Source organism: Pseudomonas sp. CCC3.1 (assembly GCF_034347405.1).
GTDB lineage: Bacteria > Pseudomonadota > Gammaproteobacteria > Pseudomonadales > Pseudomonadaceae > Aquipseudomonas.
Map to the genome: position 1 here is coordinate 3,612,217 of NZ_CP133778.1, position 20,726 is coordinate 3,632,942.

Sequence of the window (20,726 nt, forward strand, 5' to 3'; positions counted from 1 at the left end):
TTCAAGCAGCGTCCGCAGGCGGATTATTGACCATATGCCGGACCTTCTCGCAGTCTGTCTCACGGCGCATGGCATTGAACAACACCACAGCTTCAGGATAGTTACGAGTCAGCATGGCCAGCCACTGCTTGAGCCGCCCCGGCGCTGAGCGTGGCGTCAGTTGCGCTTCGGCCTGCGCCCAGAAATCGCGAATCATTGGCTGCAAATCTGCCCAGGTCATCTCGACCACTTCTTCGCCTGCACGGGCAGCAGCAATTTGCCGCGCCAGATCGGGACGCGACACCAGCCCGCGACCCAGCATGATGTCTTCTGCACCGCTAATTTCGCGGCAACGGCGCCAATCTTCAACCGACCAGATGTCGCCATTGGCGAACACCGGCACCTTGACCACATCTTGCACCTGGGCGATATATTCCCAGTGCGCAGGCGGCTTGTAGCCGTCCATCTTGGTCCGCGCATGCACCACGATCTGACTCGCGCCGCCTTCTGCCAGGGCAATCGCGCACTCATTGGCGCTGTCAGGCGTATCAAAGCCCAAACGCATCTTCGCAGTGACCGGAATATGCGCAGGCACCGTGCGCCGAACCTGCAGCAAGATCGCGTGCAGCAACTCGGGCTCTTTAAGCAGCACCGCACCGCCACGGGATTTATTCACGGTCTTGGCCGGGCAACCAAAGTTAAGGTCAATGACCCCGGAACCCAACTCACAGGCCAACGCCGCGTTATCCGCCAGACAGGCCGGATCGGAGCCCAGCAATTGCACGCGCAGCGGCACGCCAGAGCGGGTTTGCGCGCCATGCTTGAGTTCCGGGGCGAATTTGTGGAAGTACGCTTCTGGCAATACTCGCTCAGTGACCCGAATAAATTCGGTCACGCACCAATCAATACCGCCGGTGCGGGTCAGGACATCACGCAGGATGTTGTCAACCAACCCTTCCATCGGCGCCAAAGCAATTTGCATGGGTGACTCTCATAAAAAACGTGCCGCAGTTTACGGGGTTCTGCGGCCAATCGGTATCGTGATCAGGCCGTCACGACCGCCGGGCCGTAGCCTTCAATGAACTCGGGCGGCAGACGCTTGGGTTTGCCCGTCGACAATTCGATGCAGACGAACGTGGTTTGCGCACGCAGCAAGGTGGCGCCGTCAGCAGGCCGGACCAATTGAAAGTGCCGAGTCATGCGCAGGCGCTTGTCGCAATCGACAATCCAGGTCGCCAGTTGCAACTCATCATCTTCATAGGCGCTGGCCAGGTAATCGATCTCATGGCGCGCAACAGCCATTGCCCGATCGAGTCTGCGGTACTCGGTTAAATCCAGCCCAAGACGCTGCGAGTGGCGCCAGGCGCAACGCTCCAGCCAAACCACATAGGCGGCGTTATTGGCATGACCAAAGCCGTCAATGTCTTCAGCCTGCACGTGCAGATCAATAATGAACGGCGTTGCCAGATCCCAACTCATGCCTGTCTCCCTGCACACAAATGAAGCGCGCAGTGTAACGCACCCCTTCTGCACAAAGGCACGATCGGGATGAGAGCTTAGAGAAAAGGGGGATGGATTTGGTAAACGCCAGACAAACAAAAGGGCCATTCAATAATTGAATGACCCTTAAAAATCCCGCAGAGCGGGTAATCGTGGCGTCCCCTAGGGGACTCGAACCCCTGTTACCGCCGTGAAAGGGCGGTGTCCTAGGCCACTAGACGAAGGGGACACAAACCCTTCTAACAGTGATCAACACTGAGTGCTGATCGATTCAATGCCAGTGTGGCCCGGCATTGAACTGTAAATTGGTGGAGCTAAACGGGATCGAACCGTTGACCTCTTGCATGCCATGCAAGCGCTCTCCCAGCTGAGCTATAGCCCCGATTTATCGCCTGGCGGCGGAGCAACACCGAAGTGCTGCTTCTGTAAAACTGGCGTCCCCTAGGGGACTCGAACCCCTGTTACCGCCGTGAAAGGGCGGTGTCCTAGGCCACTAGACGAAGGGGACACAAACCTCCTAACTGATCAGCGCTGAGTGCTGATCGATTCAATGCCGGTGTGGCCAGGCATTGAACTGTAAATTTGGTGGAGCTAAACGGGATCGAACCGTTGACCTCTTGCATGCCATGCAAGCGCTCTCCCAGCTGAGCTATAGCCCCAAACAGTCAGTGTTGCGTGTTGCTGTGTGGACGGGGCGCATATTAAGACTGGATCGGTAGGCTGTCAAACTTATTTTCAAAGTTTTTTAAAAAAATCTATCGAGAGAACAACCACTTACCCTTAAAACCCCGAAAACACGGGTTGACGCATGCAAAAAATGTAGCCGCTGCCGCAGGCTGCGATGGGCTGCCCAACGGCCCTACTGTCCTTAAATAGAAAGCGAAGGTCCTTCGGACCTTATCGCAGCCTACGGCAGCGGCTACACATAAAAGCAAATCAAGCCATTGCGTTAAACAGCTTTTCCCACTCTTTGTTCTCTTTCTTCGACACACCGCCCAGCAGGTCCAGCGCCTGACGCAGACGGAAACGCGTCAGGTCCGGCCCCAGAATCTCCATCGCATCCAGCACCGATACCGAACTGGCCTGGCCGGTGATCGAAGCAAACATCAGCGGCATGGCATCACGCAGCTTCAGCTCAAGGGATTCCACCACGGCTTGAATGCAGCCGGTGATCGCGTCCTTTTCCCACTGACGCAGGCTTTCGAGCTTCCACAGAATCAGTTGCATCAACTGACGCACTTGCTCGTTGGACAGCTTCTTGTGCTCAAACAGCTTGGCGTCCAGTTGCAGGCCGCCCGAGAAGAAGAACCCGGCCAGTGGCGCGATCTGGCTGAACGTCTCGACCCGACCCTGCACCAGCGGCGCGATCTTCATCATGTACTCGGGGTTCAACGCCCACTGCTGAACACGGCTGGCGAACTCGTTCAGCGGCAGATCACGAAGCCACTGACCGTTCAACCACGACAGCTTCTCCACATCAAAGATCGGCCCGCCCAGGGAGACGCGGGACAGGTCAAAGTTATCGACCATTTCTTGCAGCGAAAACTTCTCGCGCTCGTCCGGCATCGACCAGCCCATGCGGCCCAGGTAGTTGAGCATCGCTTCAGGCATAAAGCCCATGCGCTCGTAAAACGTCACCGAGGTCGGGTTCTTGCGCTTGGACAGCTTGCTCTTGTCCGGGTTGCGCAGCAGCGGCATGTAGCACAGCTGCGGCTGTTCCCAGCCAAAGTATTCGTACAGCAGGATCAGTTTTGGCGCCGATGGCAGCCACTCTTCGCCACGCAATACGTGGGTGATGCCCATCAAATGGTCATCGACCACGTTGGCCAGAAAGTACGTTGGCAGACCGTCGGTCTTCATCAGCACTTGCATGTCCATGCGGTCCCATGGGATCTCAACGTCACCGCGCAACAGGTCAGGCACCACGCACACGCCTTCGGTCGGCACTTTCATGCGGATCACGTGTGGTTCGCCAGCAGCCAGACGGCTGGCCACTTCTTCTTTGGACAGCAGCAAGGCACGGCCGTCGTAGCGTGGCGTTTCGCCTTTGGCCATTTGCTCGGCGCGCATCTGGTCCAATTCTTCGGCGGTGCAGAAGCACGGGAAGGCGTGGCCCATGTCAACCAGTTGCTGGGTGTACTGCTTATAGATGTCGCTACGTTCGCTTTGGCGATACGGGCCGTGCGGGCCACCTACGTCCGGGCCTTCGCTCCAGGTGATCCCCAACCAGCGCAAGGCATCGTAGATCTGCTGCTCAGACTCGCGGGTCGAACGCAGTTGGTCGGTGTCTTCGATCCGCAGGATGAACTCGCCGCCATGCTGCTTGGCAAAGCAGTAGTTGAACAAAGCGATGTAGGCAGTGCCTACGTGGGGGTCGCCGGTAGGCGATGGCGCGATGCGCGTGCGAACGGTGGTCATGGGCGGTCTCGAAGTAGAGATAAAACAAAGGGCGAATCTTAACAGGCCGACCCGGCTTGGCTCCAGCGCAGTACGCCGCCAAAGACAGATGACCCGACACATAGATGAAAAAACCTTAAATAGAGCAGTTGTATCGAATTGATACAGGGAAAGCCCCACGGCATAGATGCTAATCTCGGCCCATTCCCGGTATTCCCTGTCAGGAGACACGCAATGACCCACGTAGTGCTGGTGCTGGTTGAAACCGTTGATGATTATTTGCACCTGCTGGAGCACCAGGGTTACCAGTTGATCCTTGCACCCACCCCCGCCAGCCGCGCCGAAGCCATCGCCCAACACGCTGACCGCATCGACGTCGTACTGACCCGAGGTCCGTTGGGCTTGCGCGCAGATGAGATTGGCGCCCTGCCCTTGCTCAAAATCATCTGTGTGATCGGCGCCGGCTATGAGGCCGTGGACCTGCAAGCCGCCAGCAATCGCGGCATCATCGTCACCAACGGTGCAGGCGCCAACGCCTCCTCCGTGGCCGACCATGCCATGGCCTTGCTGTTTTCAGCGGTGCGCGGCATTCCTCAGGCCGACGCGAGCATCCGCCGCAATGAATGGGTCAAAGTGCGCCAACCGTCGCTGACCGGCAAACGTCTGGGCATCATCGGCCTGGGGGCCATCGGCCAAGCCATCGCCAAACGCGCAGGCCAAGGCTTTGACATGCACATCAGCTACCACACGCGCCAGCCACGCGACGACTCACCCTACACCTACTGCGCCAATGCGCTCGAACTGGCCAGCGCGGTCGATTTTCTGATCATCGCCGCCCCCGGGGGCGACTCCACCCATCATTTAGTCAACGCGAGCGTGCTCGATGCGCTGGGCCCTGACGGCTATTTGGTCAACATCGCACGCGGCAGCGTCGTCGACACTGACGCCCTGATCGACGCCCTTGCCACCGGCCGGATCGCCGGGGCCGGGCTGGATGTCTTTGAAACAGAGCCACTGGTACCGGATGCACTCAAAACCCTCGGCAATGTGGTCATGACCCCGCACGTGGCCGGGCAATCGCCCGAAGCGGTCGAAGGCACCGTGCAACTGGTGGTCAAAAATCTGCTGGCATTTTTTGCCGACCAGCCCGTACTGACTCCCGTGGCGCTGCCTGAGCCCGCCTGATTCTTAAACCTGCGGAGCCCGCGCTTGAAATTCAGCCTGCCAAAAATGGCCACTGCCCCCTTCTGTCCTCCAGAGGTCAGTGGCAGCGTCCCCGTCAACGCCAGTGCACCCTTCTGGAAGCGCGTACTGCGTTTTGCCGGCCCTGGCCTGCTGATCAGCATCGGCTACATGGACCCCGGCAACTGGGCCACCGCCATCGAAGCGGGTTCACGTTACGGCTACAACCTGCTGTTTGTGGTGCTGCTCGCCAGCCTGGCTGGGATGGCCGTGCAATGCCTGTGTTCACGGCTGGGCATCGCCACCGGCCGCGACCTCGCGCAACTGTGCCGCGAGCGCTACAGCAAACGCTCGGCGCGGGTGCAATGGTTACTGGCGGAAATCTCAATCATCGCCACCGACCTTGCTGAAGTCCTGGGCTGTGCACTGGCCTTCCACCTGCTGCTGGGCTGCTCGATGACCTTCGGCATCGCCCTCACCGCCTTCGACACCCTGCTGATCCTGGCCCTGCAAGGCAAAGGCTTTCGCCGCCTGGAAGCCATCATGCTGGCACTGGTCATGACCATCGCCGCATGCTTCTTTGTCGAACTGGTCTTGATCAAACCCTACTGGCCGGACGTGTTCGAAGGCTTCAAGCCTTCACTCGCAGCCATCAGTGACGCAGCGCCGCTGTACATCGCAATCGGCATCGTTGGCGCCACCGTCATGCCGCACAACCTGTACCTGCACACCTCCATCGTGCAAACCCGCCTGACCGGCACCGACTACGCCAGCAAACTGGACGCCGTGCGCCTGTCGCGCATCGACACCATCGGCTCGCTGGCATTGGCCTTGCTGGTCAACGCGGCCATCCTGATCCTTGCTGCGGCCGCCTTCCACCAGACCGGCCACTCCGACGTTGTCGAAATACAAGACGCCTACCGCATGCTCGACCCACTGGTCGGCGGCGCAATGGCCAGCATCCTGTTTGGCGTGGCACTACTGGCCTCGGGGCAAAGCTCGACCTTCACTGGCACCATTGCCGGGCAAGTGATCATGGAAGGCTACCTGGACCTGCGAATCCCGTGCTGGCAGCGCCGTCTGATCACCCGAGGGCTGGCCTTGATCCCGGCATTTCTCGGTGTATGGCTGATGGGCGACGACGCAGTAGGCAAACTGCTGATCCTCAGCCAAGTGGTACTGAGCCTGCAATTACCCTTTGCCCTGTACCCACTGATCCGCATGACCAGCGATAAACAGCTCATGGGGCCTTTCGCGAATCGGCTGCCTACAAAGCTGCTGGCGTGGTTCCTGTTTGCCGTGATCAGCGGGGCGAATGTGTGGCTGATTGCGCAGATCGGGTTTGGGGATTGATTCCCACAACTCCTTGTAGCCGCTGCTGCAGGCTGCGATGGGCTGCGCCTCCCCACTGAGAAGCCTTTGCCCAAGTGCCCGCCAGGAATCCAAAGTCGTCCAGTCGATGCCTTTTTCCAGTTCAAATCGACAGACCGGACCATACGACAATAGCTGTGGCTTGAAGACACACGGGGTCGCTTCTGCTGTGAAATACGCACAACCTTCTCAACAGATGAGGCTGTTCCAATATGAGCAATGAGAATACAAACTCTTGCACCAAGGCCGACCCAGAGATCAAGCAAACATTCTTGTACCTGTTTTTGACCATATTCATTCCGTTTGGCCTCGGTCATTTCGTGTCGTATCTGTTTCGCACGGTCAACGCCTTGATCTATGTAGACCTAGAGCGAGAACTGCACCTGCCCGCCAGTAGTCTAGGCCTGCTGACGGGTGTGTACTTTCTGACTTTTGCGGCAGCGCAAATCCCGCTCGGCGTCATGCTCGACCGTTACGGTCCACGTAGCGTGCAGGCCCCCATGCTGCTATTCGCTGTGGTGGGTTCGCTGATTTTCAGTCTCTCCCACACCGAACTGGGCTTGATGATGGGTCGCGGCCTGATTGGTTTAGGGGTTGCTGGTTCGCTGATGAGTGCGATCAAAGCGTGCGCTATCTGGCTGCCCGTTGAACGCCTGCCGCTAAGTACTGCGTGCCTGTTGTCAGTCGGCGGCTTGGGTGCCATGGCGTCTACCACTCCGCTGCATGAGCTACTCAAGTGGATCTCTTGGCGAGAAGCATTCTTAATTCTGGCGCTACTGACGTTATTCGTCTGCGTGATCATTCATCTCAGCGTACCGCGCACCTATAAACCCAAACAAACCACGCTCGCGGAAATGTCCAAGGCCGTGGGGGCACTTTATTCCTCGTGGGTATTCTGGCGTCTTGCGTTGTACTCAGTGTTTGCCCATGCGATCTATATGTCAGTGCTGTCGCTCTGGATGGGGCCGTGGCTACGGGACGTCGCTCAATTAAGCGGTTCCGGCATGGCCAATACCTTGCTCTGGGGGACCGTCGCCATGGTGGCTGGTTCGCTGGTGTTTGGTTCGATTACCGACTATCTGCGGCGCTTTGGCGTACAGCCCATCATGGTGTGCGGTACCGGGGTTCTGGTCTTCATCTCGTTTCAATCACTAATGATCAGCGGGCTGCCCATATCACCACTGTTGATTGCTATGGGATTTAGCTTCTTCGGCACCTCTACCACCATGAACTACGCGATAGTCGCTCAGTCGGTATCTCCTGAACTGGCAGGACGGGTCAGTTCATCGTTCAATCTGGTGGTATTCGTACTTGCGTTTATCTTGCAGTGGCTGATGGGGGAAATTCTGAGTCTGTGGCCGTCAACCGAACAAGGACACCCAGTGGAGGCTTATCAGTGGTCGCTGGGAATCATGATTGCGTTACAGATGCCGGGGATGTTGTTGTGGCTGAGCTTTAAACCGTGGCAACTGAAAGTAGCGCCTGCACGGTAAACCATGATTGCGCAAATCGGGTTTGGGGACTAATTCCCCAGTTGAGCATCCAACCACCCCACCACCCGCGCATGGATCCCCGGCACTTCCTCCAGCAAGCCGCTCATGCGCATAAAGTCGTGGGTCATGCCGGGTTCTTCCAGCAACAACACGTCGTTGCCTGCTTGCTCAAGCGTGCGGACATAGGCCAGCCCTTCGTCATACAACGGGTCATACCCCGCCAAATACACCAGTGCCGGGGCCAAACCACTGACATCCGCCGCCAGTAAAGGTGAAATCCGCCAGTCACGCAGTTCACCCTCTGCGCGGGTGTAATGCCCATAAAACCAGTCCATGGTCGCGGTTTCGAGCAAGTAGCCCTCGGCGTAACGCACATGGGAATCACGCTTGCAGCTGCCATCGGTCACCGGGTACAGCAGCACTTGTGCACGCGGCACAATGCGCACTTCCTGCGGCTCACGCACCGCCAGAATCGATAGCACAGCACTCAAGGTCCCGCCCGCGCTGTCTCCGGCAAACGCCACCCGCGAGGCATCCAGCCCATGGTTGGCGCCGTCCTGCAGCAGCCAGTTCACTGCATCGCACGCGTCATGCACCGCCGTGGGAAACACCCATTCCGGGGCTAGCCGATAATCCACCGCCAGCAGGGCAAAATTTCCGAGCGCCGCCAATCGTCGACACAGCGCGTCGTGACTGTCGAGGCTGCCAATCACATAACCGCCGCCATGGAAGTAAACCACCACCGGCAGCGGCCCGACTTCAAGCCCCGATCGACGATAAAGCCGCGCCCGCAGGCTAAAGCCATCGCGCGCCGGGATGCGCAGGTCGTAGCTGTCCACCTGCGGCACCGGCATATCGAATACGCTGGCGCTTTGCTCAAACTCACTGCGGGCCTGGGCCGGGGTCAACGCATGCATCGGCAGGCTCTTGCCGGTCATGCGACCCATTTCGGCAAGGCTTAGAAAATCTTCAAGATCCGGTAACAATGACATCGCAATTTCCTTGTGAAAAACCAGCGTGGGAGCTGCCACGCGATCAGGCCAGCTCTAGCTGTAACTCATCCAGCTGCGCCAGCAAGGTTGCATGGCGCAGCAATTCATAATGCCCACCGCTCAACACGGTGTGACGGGCTCCGGCACCGATTTGCGCGGCATGCACCCGGCGCTCAGCCTCGCGCCCGGCCACCCACCAGTGATGCGCCTGCACGCGGGTCTGCGGCAATGAGTGCTGCCCCAGGGCCAAGGACTTGAGCCGTGCACCGACAGCAAAGATATGACTCAACTCCGCCGCCCCTAACACACCGTGTTCGTTCAGCGCCGTTGCCGCCTCAATCACCTGCTCCGCGCCCCTCTGCTCATCGCGCATCAGCCCCTGCGCCTCAGCCTCAGTCACGCCCAGTACAAAGCGCAAAAAGTCCTGCAAGTCTTCACGCCCATCACTGGCTTCGGCCGTCCCTGCCACGTAACTGTCGACCAAGCCTGCAAAGGCCACCTCTTGACCCTGAGCCTCCAGCACCTGCGCCACCAGCAAGGCCAACGCCCCGCCCAGCGACCAGCCGAGCAGGTGATACGGGCCGTGCGCCTGTTGCTGACGAATGCGCTCGGCGTAGGCCTGGGCCATCGCTTGCAATGAATCGTCCTGCCACGCTGGATCAAGCAACATCCGGCACTGCACACCATAGACGCTGCGGCGCCCGTCCAATTGACGGGCCAGCGGCTCATAGTCGAACACCGTGCCAAATCCCGCGTGCAGACAAAACAACGGCGGCACTTCAGCCACCCGACTGTTCAGTGCCAGCAGCGGGTCGGGCGCGCTGACAGCAACCACCGGCTCATACCCGCTCAACTCGGCAATACACGGCTTTTGCATCAGGTCGCGCAATTTGAGGCTGAACCTCAGTTCCGGCTGATTGCGCACCCGCGAGATAACTTTCAGCACCTGTAACGAATCGCCGCCCAGCTCGAAGAAGTTATCGTCGATGCCCACCTGTTCCAGCCCCAGCACGTCTTGCCAGATTTCAACCAGCGCCAGCTCCAGTGCAGAGCGTGGCGCACGGTAATGGCCCAGGGCGAGTTGCGGCGCTGGCAAGGCACGACGATCCAGTTTGCCGTTGGCAGACAACGGCAAGCTCGCCAGTTGTACGATGTGCGCAGGCACCATGTAATCCGGCAGTTGTGTCTGCAAGTGCGCCTTCAACTCGCGCTCAAGCGCTGCGTTGTGCGGGGCGACCACATACCCCACCAACTGCTTGCCGGTGGCGCCTTCAATCACGTTGACTGCCGCGTCCTGTACGCCCTCACACTGACGCAGACGCGCTTCGATTTCGCCCAGTTCGATACGGAAACCACGAATTTTCACCTGCTGGTCTAACCGTCCCAGGTAGTCCATCACCCCGTCCTCGCGCTGGCGCACCCGATCACCGGTGCGATACATGCGCCCGCCCGTGCCATCGAACGGGTCCGGCACAAAGCGCTCGGCGCTCAAGCCCGGCTGCTGATGGTAGCCGCGAGCCAGGCACTTGCCGCCCAGATACAACTCCCCACTGACGCCCGCGGGCAACGGGTTCATGTCCGCATCCAGCACGTACACACCCCGCCCGGCCACACCACGACCAATCGGTGCGTAGGCCGCGTCACAGCGCTCAGTCACCTCAGCGCGCCACAGCAGCGGCGTGACCACGGTTTCGGTCGGGCCGTAACCATTGACCAGTCGTTGCGGCCGCAAGGCGCGCTTGACCAGCTCAAAGCTGGCATCCGGCACCGCATCGCCGCCAAAACAGTAGGTGTGGACTGACGGAGACTTGCCCTGCGTCAGCGCCACCTCGGCCAGTTGTTGCAGGTAGGCAGGCGGGAAGCACGCCACCGTCACCTGCTGCTGATGCAGCACCTGCAAGGTCTGCTCCGGGGTCCACAGGTTGTCGTCACGAATCACCAGGCTGCCACCGGCCAGCAACACACTGAGCCAGCGCTCTTGCGCGCCATCGAAGGCGAACGACATAAAGTGCAGCTCTCGGCTCGCCGGGCTCAACTCATAGCGTTCAATAATCCCCTGGCAATGCCGCGCAATCGGCTCGCGGGCCACCGCCACGCCTTTGGGCTTGCCCGTGGAACCCGAGGTGTAAATCAGATACGCCAAGTGCCCGGGCAGTGACGCCACCTCGCGGGGTACGCCTTGCAGCTCAGCCAACGGATCCAGCACCAGCCGTGGGATCGGCGCATCAAACCTCACCCGCTGATCGACATCGTGGTGACACAGCAGCAGGTTCGCGCCCGAATCCGCCAGCATGAATGCCAGTCGCTCAGCGGGATAATCCAGGTCCAGCGGCAGATAGGCCGCACCCGCCTTGAGCACGGCCAAAAACGCCACAATCGTTTGCTCCGAACGTGGCAGCGCCACCGCCACCACCTGTTCAGGCCCCATGCCACGCGCTTGCAACTGCACGGCCAAGCCATTGGCCTGACGCGCAAGCTCCGCGTAGCTCAGTTCACGTCCATCACAGCTAAGCGCTCTGGCGTGAGGTTGACGCGCCACCTGATCACTAAAGTCCTGCATCAGATCACGTACCAATCTGGCGTCATGCGCCAACTCGACACGGCCTGTCGGCAAGCCGATTTCACCCAGCAAGCAATCAGCGTCGTGTGGCAACCGCGCCAACAAGCCTTCCAGTTGCTCGCGAATGCGCTCTACTGAAGGCGCATCAAACCGTTCGCGCAGGTACAGGTACTCCACTTCCAGCCCTTGATCGGTGGCACTGACCATCAGGTCCATCGGAAAGTTGGTCACGCCGCCGCTGCCGACTTCGGCAAATGTCAGCTCGCCCTCTTGCTCGCCGCGCAAGGCCCGATCCACCGGGTGGTTCTCGAACACGATGATGCTGTCGAACAGCCCTTGCCCACCCTGCCCGGCCCAACGCTGAATATCGGCCAGCGGCGTGTGTTCAAAATCGCGGATCGCCAGGTTGTCGTCCTGCAACTGGCGCAACCAATCGCCCAATGTCTGCTGCGGATCCAGGGTCTGGATCACCGGCAAGGTGTTGATAAACAGCCCGAGCATGTCTTGCGCCCCGGCCAACTGAGTCGGGCGCCCTGCCACCGTTGCACCGAAGGCCACGCTGCGTTGCCCGGTGTGACGCTGCAACAGCAACAACCAGGCCGCTTGAATCAGCGTGTTCAACGTCACACGCTGGGCATTGGCAAAACGATGCAAACGCAGGGTCGCTTCACTGTCGAGATAGCTATAAAGCACCCCATGCCCGCGGCCTTGGGTATTGGCGGCATTGGCCAACATGCTTGGCGCTTCCAGCGCCTGTAAACGCTCGCGCCAGAAGCCTTCGGCGGCCGCAGCATCCTGACGCTGCAACCAACTGATGTAGTCGGCATATCGCCCGGTCAGCACCGGCAGAGGCTGTTTGGCATACACGCGCAACATTTCACCCAGCAGACGCGAGGCGCTCCAGCCATCGAGCAATAAGTGGTGATAGGTCCAGATCATTTGGAACTGCGACTCACCCAGGCGCACCAGCGTAAAGCGCATCAACGGCGGACAACTCAGATCAAACCCTCGCGCTTGATCATCCGCCGCCAACCCCGACAAGGCCGCTTGCGGATCGGCATGATCGCGCCAGTCACACTCGACGATCGGCACTTCGGCATGCTGATACACAGCCTGCAACGGGTCGGCCACGCCATCGCGCCACATAAAGGCGGCGCGCAGCACCTCGTGGCGCTCAAACAAGGTGTGCCAGGCGGCGCGAAAACGCTCCACCTGCAACCCCTCAACCGCCACGCTGAGCTGGTTGACGTACAGATTGAGCTCCGGCGACTCGATGCAATGGAACAGCATGCCCTGCTGCATCGGCGACAGCGGGTACACATCCTCCAACTGGCTACGATCTACATTCAGATGGCCTGGCATGTGAGCAAACGCCGGTGTTTCGAACACGTCCAGCACCTGCGGCTCGGCATTGATCGCCAGTGCCGCGAGGGCGCGAATGGTCTGCGCGGTGAACAACTGCTTCGGCGTAAAGGCCAGTCCGCGTGCCCCGGCGCGGCTTACTGCCTGTAGGGAAATAATCGAATCGCCGCCCAGTTCAAAGAAGTTTTCGGTGACCCCAATCGCGTCCAGCCCCAGCAGTTCCTGCCAGATCTCAACCAGCAGCGTTTCGGCCGAAGTACTCGGCAGCACACGCTCTGTACCCTTTCGGCTGGCCTCAGGCGCAGGCAACGCCTGGCGGTCCAGCTTGCCATTGGGGGTCAATGGCAACGCGGCCAGACACATCACGTGCGCAGGCACCATATGCGCCGGCAAACGGCTGCGCAGATGAGTGATCAGCCTTTCACGCAGCGCCGCTTCGTCGGCCAGCGGATCGCGGGCTACCACATACCCCACCAACTGACGGCTGAGCGGGCCTTCGCGATCCACCACAAAGGCTTCGCGCACCGCATCGTGCTCCAGCAAACAGGCTTCAATTTCGCCCAGTTCGATACGGAACCCGCGAATTTTTACCTGCTGATCAATCCGCCCCAGGTACTCGACAACGCCGTCTTCGCGCAGGCGAGCCAAGTCGCCGCTGCGATACAAGCGTGCGCCAGGCACAAACGGATCAGGCACAAAGCGTTCAGCGGTTAATGCCGGGCGCTGGTGATAACCACGGGCGATACCTTCGCCGCCCAAGTACAGCTCACCGGCCACCCCGACCGGCAGCGGCTGCAAGCTGGCGTCCAGCACATACGCGCTGCGCGCGCCGACAGGTCGCCCGATGGGCAAAAAAGCCGAGTCAAACTGGGTGTCCGGGTAGGCGCACCAAATCAGCGGCGTGATCACCGTTTCAGTCGGGCCATAGCCGTTGATGATGCGCGGCGGTTGCAGCACCCGCTGCACTTCATCAAAGGCGTGTTTGGGCATGCCCTCGCCGCCTACGGTGTAGGAACGAATCGGCAACGTGCGCCCCGCTTCACCGATGTAATCGGCCATTTGCAGCAGGTAACTCGGGGTAAAACAGGCAATGGTAATGCCGTGGCGCTCGATCTCTTCGCAGGTGCGCTGGGCACTCCAGACCTCATCATCACGCGGCATCAGCGCCGAACCAAACACCAGCGGGGTCAACCAGCGTTCGTGAGCGCCATCAAAACTGATGGAGGCAAATTGCAGCTCGCGATCATCCGGAGTCATGCCGTACAGGGCGCCGATCGACAGGCAATGCATGGCCAGCGGGCCGTGGGCCACACTCACACCTTTGGGGCGTCCGGTCGAACCCGAGGTGTAAATCAGGTACGCCAGGTTCTGCGCGTCTGTCAGATTGAGCGGGTTGCTGGTTGGCAGGTAGCTGACGTTTTCGCGGTCCAGTTCCAGCACGGGCAAGCCGTCGATTCGCGGCAAGCTCGGGCGCAACCACGACTGGCTCAGCAGCAACGCAATGCCGCTGTCGTGCATCAGGTAACTCAGGCGCTCAGCCGGGTACGCCGGGTCCAGCGGCACATAGGCACCTCCGGCCTTGAGAATCGCCAGCAGGCCGATAATCATCTGCGGCGAACGCTCTACCGCCAGCCCGACCCGTACTTCGGGGCCAATACCAAGTTCACGCAGGCGGTGGGCCAGCCGGTTGGCACGCTGGTTGAGGTCGGCGTAGGTGAAGCGGCTGGTGTCAAAGATCAGCGCCGTGGCGTCAGGACGAATCGCCGCCTGCGCCTCGATCAACTGATGCACACACTGCTCGGTCGCCGCGCCCGCAGGCGGGTTCCAGTCGTGCAATTGGCGCGTTTTCTCGGCAGCGCTGAGCAGTGGCAATTCACCAAGACTGATCTGCGGCGCGGCAACCATGGCATGCAGCAGGCACGCCAAATGCTCACTCATGCGCGCAATCGCGGCCGGGTCAAAATGGCTGAGCAAGAAACTCCAGGTCAGGCTCAATTGTCCTTCGCTGACGGCCGCCAGCGTCAGCGGGTAGTTGGTGCGTTCGTGATTGTCCGGCACAGCAAAGCTCAAGCCGTCCGGCGCACCCTGCTGCAAGGCCTCGCCAATCGGGAAGTTTTCAAACACCAGCAAGCTGTCGAACAACGGCTCAGCAGCGCGTCCAGCCCAGCGCTGCACGTCGCTCAAGGCCGTAAATTCATGCTCACGCAGTGCCAGGTTGTGCGCCTGCAAACGGCTCAACCACTGCACCACGCTTTCGACCGGCTGCGGCTGGGTGATCACCGCCAAGGTATTGATAAACAGCCCGAGCTGGTTTTCTGCCCCCGCTAAATCCACCGGGCGACCCGACACGGTGGCGCCAAACGCAACCGTCTGCTGACCGCTGTAGCGCTGCAACAACAGCGCCCACGCGCCCTGCACCAAGGTGTTGAGGGTAATGCTGTGCTGACGCGCAAACGTATTAAACGCCTGACTGCTGGCGACATCGAACACCTGCCGATGGTCCGCATACTCGCTGCTGTGCGAAGGACCATGCGCCTGGCTTTGCGCCAGCAGGGTCGGGTTATCCAGCGTCGCCAGTTGCGCGCGCCAGAACGCTTCATCGGCCTGGGCATCCTGAGCTTGTAGCCAGCCGATGTAGTCGGCAAAACGCCCCTGATGAGCCGTCACCTCCACAGCGCCATAGCGCTGCAACACCTCACCCAGCAACAGCGCATTGCTCCAGCCATCCAGCAGCAAATGGTGATGGGTGTAGATCAGTTGCTGACGCTGCTCATCGAGGCGCACCAGCGCCAAACGCAGCAGCGGCGGCTGCGCCGGGTCGAACTGAAAACGCTCACTGCGCGCCAGCAATTGCAGCTCAGCGGCTTGATCCACGCGCCCGCGCCAGTCGAGCACTGTCAGCGGCAACGTCAGTGTTCGCTGCACCACCTGCACCGGTTCACTGGCGCCTTGGGGCCAATGAAAACCGCTGCGCAGAATCGGGTGCGCCTCCAGCGTGGCTTGCCAGGCGCGCGCCAATCGGTCGGCGTCGAGCCCGCTCGCTTCAACGCTGAGCTGGTTGACGTACGCCCCGGCCTGCGGCTCGTACAGGCTGTGGAACAACAAACCGCGTTGCATCGGCGACAGCGGGTACAGGTCTTCAATCTGCCGTGGCGCCACGGGCAACTGGTCGAGTTGCGCTTGCGTCAGGCTGGCCAGCGGGAAGTCCGCCGGGATCACGCCGCTGTGTTGCGGGTTCAGGCAGTGCTCAATCAGCGCGTGCACCTGCGCCTTGAGGCCCAAGGCCAAAGCCTCGATGTCAGCCTTGTCGAAACATTCCTGGCTGAAGCTCAGGTCCAGTTTCAGCTCACCGCCAAACACTTGGCCGTCCACCGACAACCAGTTGGCCAACGGCGAATCCAGGCTCTGCGCTGCGCCGCTGGCCTCTTTGGCCGGGACAAACAACGCGTCTTCGCTGAAGCTCTGATCGAACTGGCCCAAGTAATTGAACGTCACTAGCGCCTGCGGCAAGGCCGCGAGGCGGGCTTGAGTCTGCGCATCGCCCTGATAGCGCAACAACCCAAAGCCCAGGCCTTTGCCCGGGACATCGCGCAGTTGCTGCTTGATCGCCTTGATGGACTCGGCCACGCCTGCTGCCGGGGTCAGCTTGACCGGGAACACACTGGTGAACCAACCCACAGTGCGGGTCAGGTCGATGTCCGCAAACAGTTCTTCACGGCCGTGGCCTTCCAGTTGAATCAGCGCCGCCGACTCGCCGGTCCAGTCACACAAGGCTCGGGCCAGAGCCGTCAGCAACAGGTCATTGATCTGCGTGCGATAGGCCGCAGGGGCCTGTTGCAGCAGTTGGCGGGTCTGCTCGCGATCCAGTCCCAAGCTGACCACTTGGCGATGGCGCAACGCCTGGCTGGCATGCGCCCGAGCGTGGGGCAACGTAGCACTCACCCCCTGCAACTGCGCTAACCACCAGCGTTGTTCAGTCGCCAGTTTTTCACTGTTGGCATAGGCCGAAAGCTGCGTGGCCCAGTCTTGCAGCGCGCTGGTTTTTTCCGCCAGCGCCTGCCCGGCGTAAGCGGCCTGCAAGTCTTCAAGCAGCACCCGCCACGACACGCCATCCACCACCAAATGGTGGATCACCAGCAACAAACGCTGAACGCCGTCCTCATGGTCAATCAGCACACCGCGCAGCAGGTGCCCGTCGTGCAGCGACACACTGCGTTGCGCTTCATCACACAAGGCTTGCAACGCTTCATCGCTTTGCACCTGGGCGGTCCACAGCAAATCGGTGGCCGCTGCGCTGTCCAGCGGCACATAGCGCGCCGTCCACTGCCCGGCCTGCTCGCGAAACTGCAAGCGCAGCGCGTCATGCTGCGCCAGCAGCTGTTGCACGGCGCTTTGCAGGCGCAGCAAGTCCAGTGGCTCGCGCACCTCAAGCAACACCGACTGATTCCAGTGCTGCGGCTGCACCGTCTGATTGGCGAAGAACCACTGCTGCACCGGGGTCAGGGTTTGCAGGCCAACCCGCGGCCCTTGGGCGATTTGCGGCGCCTGTTCGTGGCTGGCCACAGCGGCCAGCGCCTGCAAGGTCGGCTGTTGAAACAGATCGCGGGGCTGCAAGCGCAGACCGGCACGCCGCGCCCGACTGACCACCTGAATCGAGATGATCGAATCGCCGCCCAGCTCAAAGAAATTGTCCTGGCGGCCTACCTGCTCCAGCCCCAGCACCGCTTGCCAAATCGCCGCCAATTGGCGTTCGTTGTCGCTGCGCGGGGCCTCGAAAACCCGCTGGCTGGCGCTGACCTGCGGCGCTGGTAACAGCTTGCGTTCCAGCTTGCCATTGGGGCTGAGCGGCATGCGCTCGATCAGCACCAGGTACGTCGGCACCATGTAATCCGGCAGGCACGCCAGCAAATGCGCGTTCAGGGCTTCACGCCATCCAGCCTGCACGTCGCGGGGCACCAGATACGCCACCAGTTGATTGTCCAGCGCCAGCACCACAGCTTCCTGCACGTGCGGGTGCTCTTGCAGGCGCGCTTCGATCTCACCCAATTCGATGCGCAAGCCACGAATTTTTACCTGATGGTCGATGCGCCCGCAGTATTCAATGGCGCCGTCTGCCCGATAACGCGCCAGATCGCCGGTGCGGTACACGCGTTCGCCGCTGCCAAACGGGTCGGCCACAAAACGCTCGGCGGTCAACGCCGGACGGTCGTGATAGCCCCGCGCCAACCCTGCGCCCGCCAGGTATAACTCGCCAATCGCACCGTTCGGCAACGGCAACAATTCAGGGCTGAGAATGTAGGTGCGCAGGTTGGCGATCGGCCGCCCGATCGGCACGCTGTCGCGGCCTTCTTCTACGCACGTCCAATGGGTCACGTCGATGGCCGCTTCGGTCGGGCCGTACAGGTTGTACAGCGTCGCCTGCGGCAGGCTGCGCAGGGTTTGACGTTGCAACGCCATCGGCAACGCTTCGCCGCTACACACAATGCGCCGCAACGAATGACACTGCACGGCGTCTTCCGCGCTGATAAAGGCTTGCAGCATCGATGGCACAAAATGCAGCGTGGTAATCGCCTGCTCGACGATCAGCGCGGCCAATTGCTGCGGGTCGCGATGGGCGCCGGGAGCCGCTACCACCAAGGTTGCGCCGTGCATCAATGGCCAGAAAAACTCCCACACCGAGACGTCAAAACTGAACGGGGTTTTCTGCAACACCCGGTCTGCGGCGTTCAGACCATAAGCGTCTTGCATCCACGCCAAACGGTTGTGCAACGCGCCATGGCTGTTGCCCGCGCCTTTCGGGCGACCCGTGGAGCCCGAGGTATAAATCACATACGCCAGATTCTGCGCACAAGCCAGATTCGGCAGGTTCTCAACACGGTCCTGTTGATCTTCAATGTCAAGGCACAGCCTCGGCAAATCCGCAGGCAACGGCAACCCCGCCTGCACATGTGCCTGGGTCAGCAGCACGCTGATGCCACTGTCTTCAACCATGTACGCCAACCGCTCGGCCGGGTATTGCGGGTCCAGCGGCACATAAGCGCCTCCGGCCTTGAGAATCGCCAGCAAGCCGATCACCAGTTCCAGCGAACGCTCACAGGCAACGCCCACCCGCACTTCCGGGCCAACCCCCAGATCGCGCAACTGCCACGCCAGGCGATTGGCCCGCTCGTTCAATTCGCGGTAACTCAACGTGTGCTCGCCAAACACCAACGCGCAAACGTCTGGCGTGGCCACCGCTTGCGCTTCGATAAGCACGTGCACGCACTCGGGGCCGGGATAGCGTTGTTGCGTGGCATTGAGCCCGTACAACGTTGCTTCAATTTGATGGGGCGCCAGCATCGGCAACTCGCCAATCACACAGTCGGGATCTGCCACGATGCCCGCCAACAGCGTGCGCCAATGCTCGGCCATGCCTTCGATACGTACCGCGTCAAACAGATCGGTGGCATAGGTCAGACTGGCCAGCAGTTGCTCGCCTTCTTCGTGGGTATCGAGTTGCAGGTCAAATTGCGCGGTACGGCCTTGCCATTCCAGGCTTTCAACCTGCAACCCGGCCAGCATCCCGCCCAGAGTGCCGGGGCGGCTTTGCTGGTGATTGAACATCACCTGAAACAGCGGGCTGTGGCTCAGGCTGCGTTCGCCTTGCAGTGCGTTGACCAGCCGTTCGAAAGGCACGTCTTGATAGCCTTGGGCATCCAGCGAACGATCGCGGGTTTGGCTCAGCAACTGGCTGAACGGCATGCGCCCATCCAGCGCGGCGCGCATAACTTGAGTGTTGACGAAAAAACCGATCAGGCCACGGGTTTCGGCCCGATTGCGGTTCGCCACCGGCACCCCGATGCGCAGGTCCTCCTGACCGCTGTAGCGATACAACAGCGCCTGAAAACTGGCGAGCAGCAGCATAAACGGCGTCACCCCGCGCTGCTTGGCCAACGTCAGCAAGCCTTTGGCCAGTGCGGGTTGCAGGGCAAAATCCAGTCGCGCACCGTGTTGCGTCGGCTGGGCCGGGCGCGAACGGTCGCCGGGCAATTCGAGCACCGGTTGCTCGCTGCCCAATTGCTCGCGCCACCAGTCCAGCTGGCGCTCCAGCTCTCCGGCCTCCATCCAGCGCCGCTGCCAGACGGCATAGTCGGCGTACTGAATCGCCAAGGCGGGAAGCTCAAGGGTCTGGCCTTGCGCGTGGGCCGCATACAACTGTGAAAACTCCTCGACCAGCACGCCCATCGACCAGCCATCGGCCACGATATGGTGCAAGGTCAGCACCAGCACATGATCGTCCGCGTCCAGTTGCAACAGACTGACTCTCAGCAGCGGGCCGTGTTGCAGATCGAAGGGTTGGGCGATGTCTTGCTCGACCTGACGCAGCGCCAGGGTCAGGCGCTCGGCCTGCGCAAAGTCGCGTAAATCATACTCCTCCAAAGACACTGCAAACCCCGTGGGAGCTGGCTTGCCAGCGATAGCTTCACCGCTAACTTCCAGAGACACCGCGTTGCCTGCATCGCTGGCAAGCCAGCTCCCACAGTGGGTTATCTGTTGGCGAACCACGCCGTCCTGCTCAGTAAACACACTGCGCAAGCTGTGATGCCGTTCAAGCAGGGCATCAAAACTGCGCTGCAAGGCAGGCACATTCAGCGCGCCGCGCAAACGCAAGGCTGCCGGGATGTGATACGCCGCGCTTTGTGGGTCCAGTTGCCACAAGAACCATTGCCGTTGCTGGGCATACGACAGCTCACACGGCGCGTTTTGGGGTGCGGTCGCCGGGATCGGTAACTGACCGAAACTGACGCCTTGCTCCTGCATCTTTTGCAAAAACTCCCGGCGCTGGTGGGGCGCAAGGCTGGCGAAACGGTTGGCAATGCGCCACGCGGTTGAGTGTTCCATCAGTTGATC

General features: G+C 60.7%; 8 protein-coding genes and 4 tRNA genes. 3 read left to right on the forward strand and 9 right to left on the reverse strand.

Features of this window, described 5'->3' with window-relative positions; genetic code table 11:
* Nucleotide 1: 1 nt before the first annotated feature.
* From RHM56_RS15890 to gltX, 7 genes are all read right to left on the reverse strand, one after another.
* Nucleotides 2-961 (reverse strand): tRNA-dihydrouridine synthase, encoded by a 960-nt coding sequence (locus RHM56_RS15890; protein WP_322233736.1) that lies wholly within the window; start codon nt 959-961, stop codon nt 2-4.
* A 62-nt stretch (nt 962-1,023) separates the two neighbouring features.
* Nucleotides 1,024-1,458 carry a thioesterase family protein gene (locus RHM56_RS15895; protein ID WP_322233739.1) on the reverse strand — a complete coding sequence of 145 codons (435 nt, stop codon included), beginning with the start codon at nt 1,456-1,458 and terminating at the stop codon, nt 1,024-1,026.
* Between the two features lie 174 nt (nt 1,459-1,632).
* Nucleotides 1,633-1,708, reverse strand: a tRNA-Glu gene (locus RHM56_RS15900).
* A 77-nt stretch (nt 1,709-1,785) separates the two neighbouring features.
* A tRNA-Ala gene (locus RHM56_RS15905) sits at nt 1,786-1,861 on the reverse strand.
* A gap of 50 nt (nt 1,862-1,911) precedes the next feature.
* Nucleotides 1,912-1,987: transfer RNA gene (locus RHM56_RS15910), tRNA-Glu, on the reverse strand.
* 75 nt (nt 1,988-2,062) lie between these two features.
* Nucleotides 2,063-2,138, reverse strand: a tRNA-Ala gene (locus tag RHM56_RS15915).
* A 277-nt stretch (nt 2,139-2,415) separates the two neighbouring features.
* Nucleotides 2,416-3,897 carry a glutamate--tRNA ligase gene (gene gltX / locus RHM56_RS15920; protein ID WP_322233741.1) on the reverse strand — a complete coding sequence of 494 codons (1,482 nt, stop codon included), beginning with the start codon at nt 3,895-3,897 and terminating at the stop codon, nt 2,416-2,418.
* 213 nt (nt 3,898-4,110) lie between these two features.
* Here gltX and RHM56_RS15925 point away from each other — a divergent pair, with 213 nt between their 5' ends.
* The 3 genes from RHM56_RS15925 to RHM56_RS15935 all read left to right on the forward strand — a co-directional run bounded on the left by RHM56_RS15925 (nt 4,111) and on the right by RHM56_RS15935 (nt 7,922).
* Nucleotides 4,111-5,061 (forward strand): 2-hydroxyacid dehydrogenase, encoded by a 951-nt coding sequence (locus tag RHM56_RS15925; RefSeq protein WP_322233743.1) that lies wholly within the window; start codon nt 4,111-4,113, stop codon nt 5,059-5,061.
* Between the two features lie 24 nt (nt 5,062-5,085).
* The gene (locus RHM56_RS15930) at nt 5,086-6,411 is read left to right on the forward strand and encodes an Nramp family divalent metal transporter (RefSeq protein ID WP_322233745.1); all 1,326 of its coding nucleotides are present in this window, start codon (nt 5,086-5,088) and stop codon (nt 6,409-6,411) included.
* 230 nt (nt 6,412-6,641) lie between these two features.
* A complete protein-coding gene (locus tag RHM56_RS15935) occupies nt 6,642-7,922 on the forward strand; it encodes an MFS transporter (protein WP_322233747.1) in 1,281 nt (426 codons plus the stop codon).
* A 29-nt stretch (nt 7,923-7,951) separates the two neighbouring features.
* Here the strand turns inward: RHM56_RS15935 and RHM56_RS15940 are convergent, their stop codons facing one another.
* Complete coding sequence (locus RHM56_RS15940; RefSeq protein WP_322233749.1) at nt 7,952-8,914, reverse strand: alpha/beta hydrolase; 963 nt, start codon at nt 8,912-8,914, stop codon at nt 7,952-7,954.
* Between the two features lie 43 nt (nt 8,915-8,957).
* Nucleotides 8,958-20,717, reverse strand: a complete 11,760-nt coding sequence (locus RHM56_RS15945) for a non-ribosomal peptide synthetase (protein ID WP_322233751.1) — start codon at nt 20,715-20,717, stop codon at nt 8,958-8,960.
* Nucleotides 20,718-20,726: the final 9 nt, after the last annotated feature.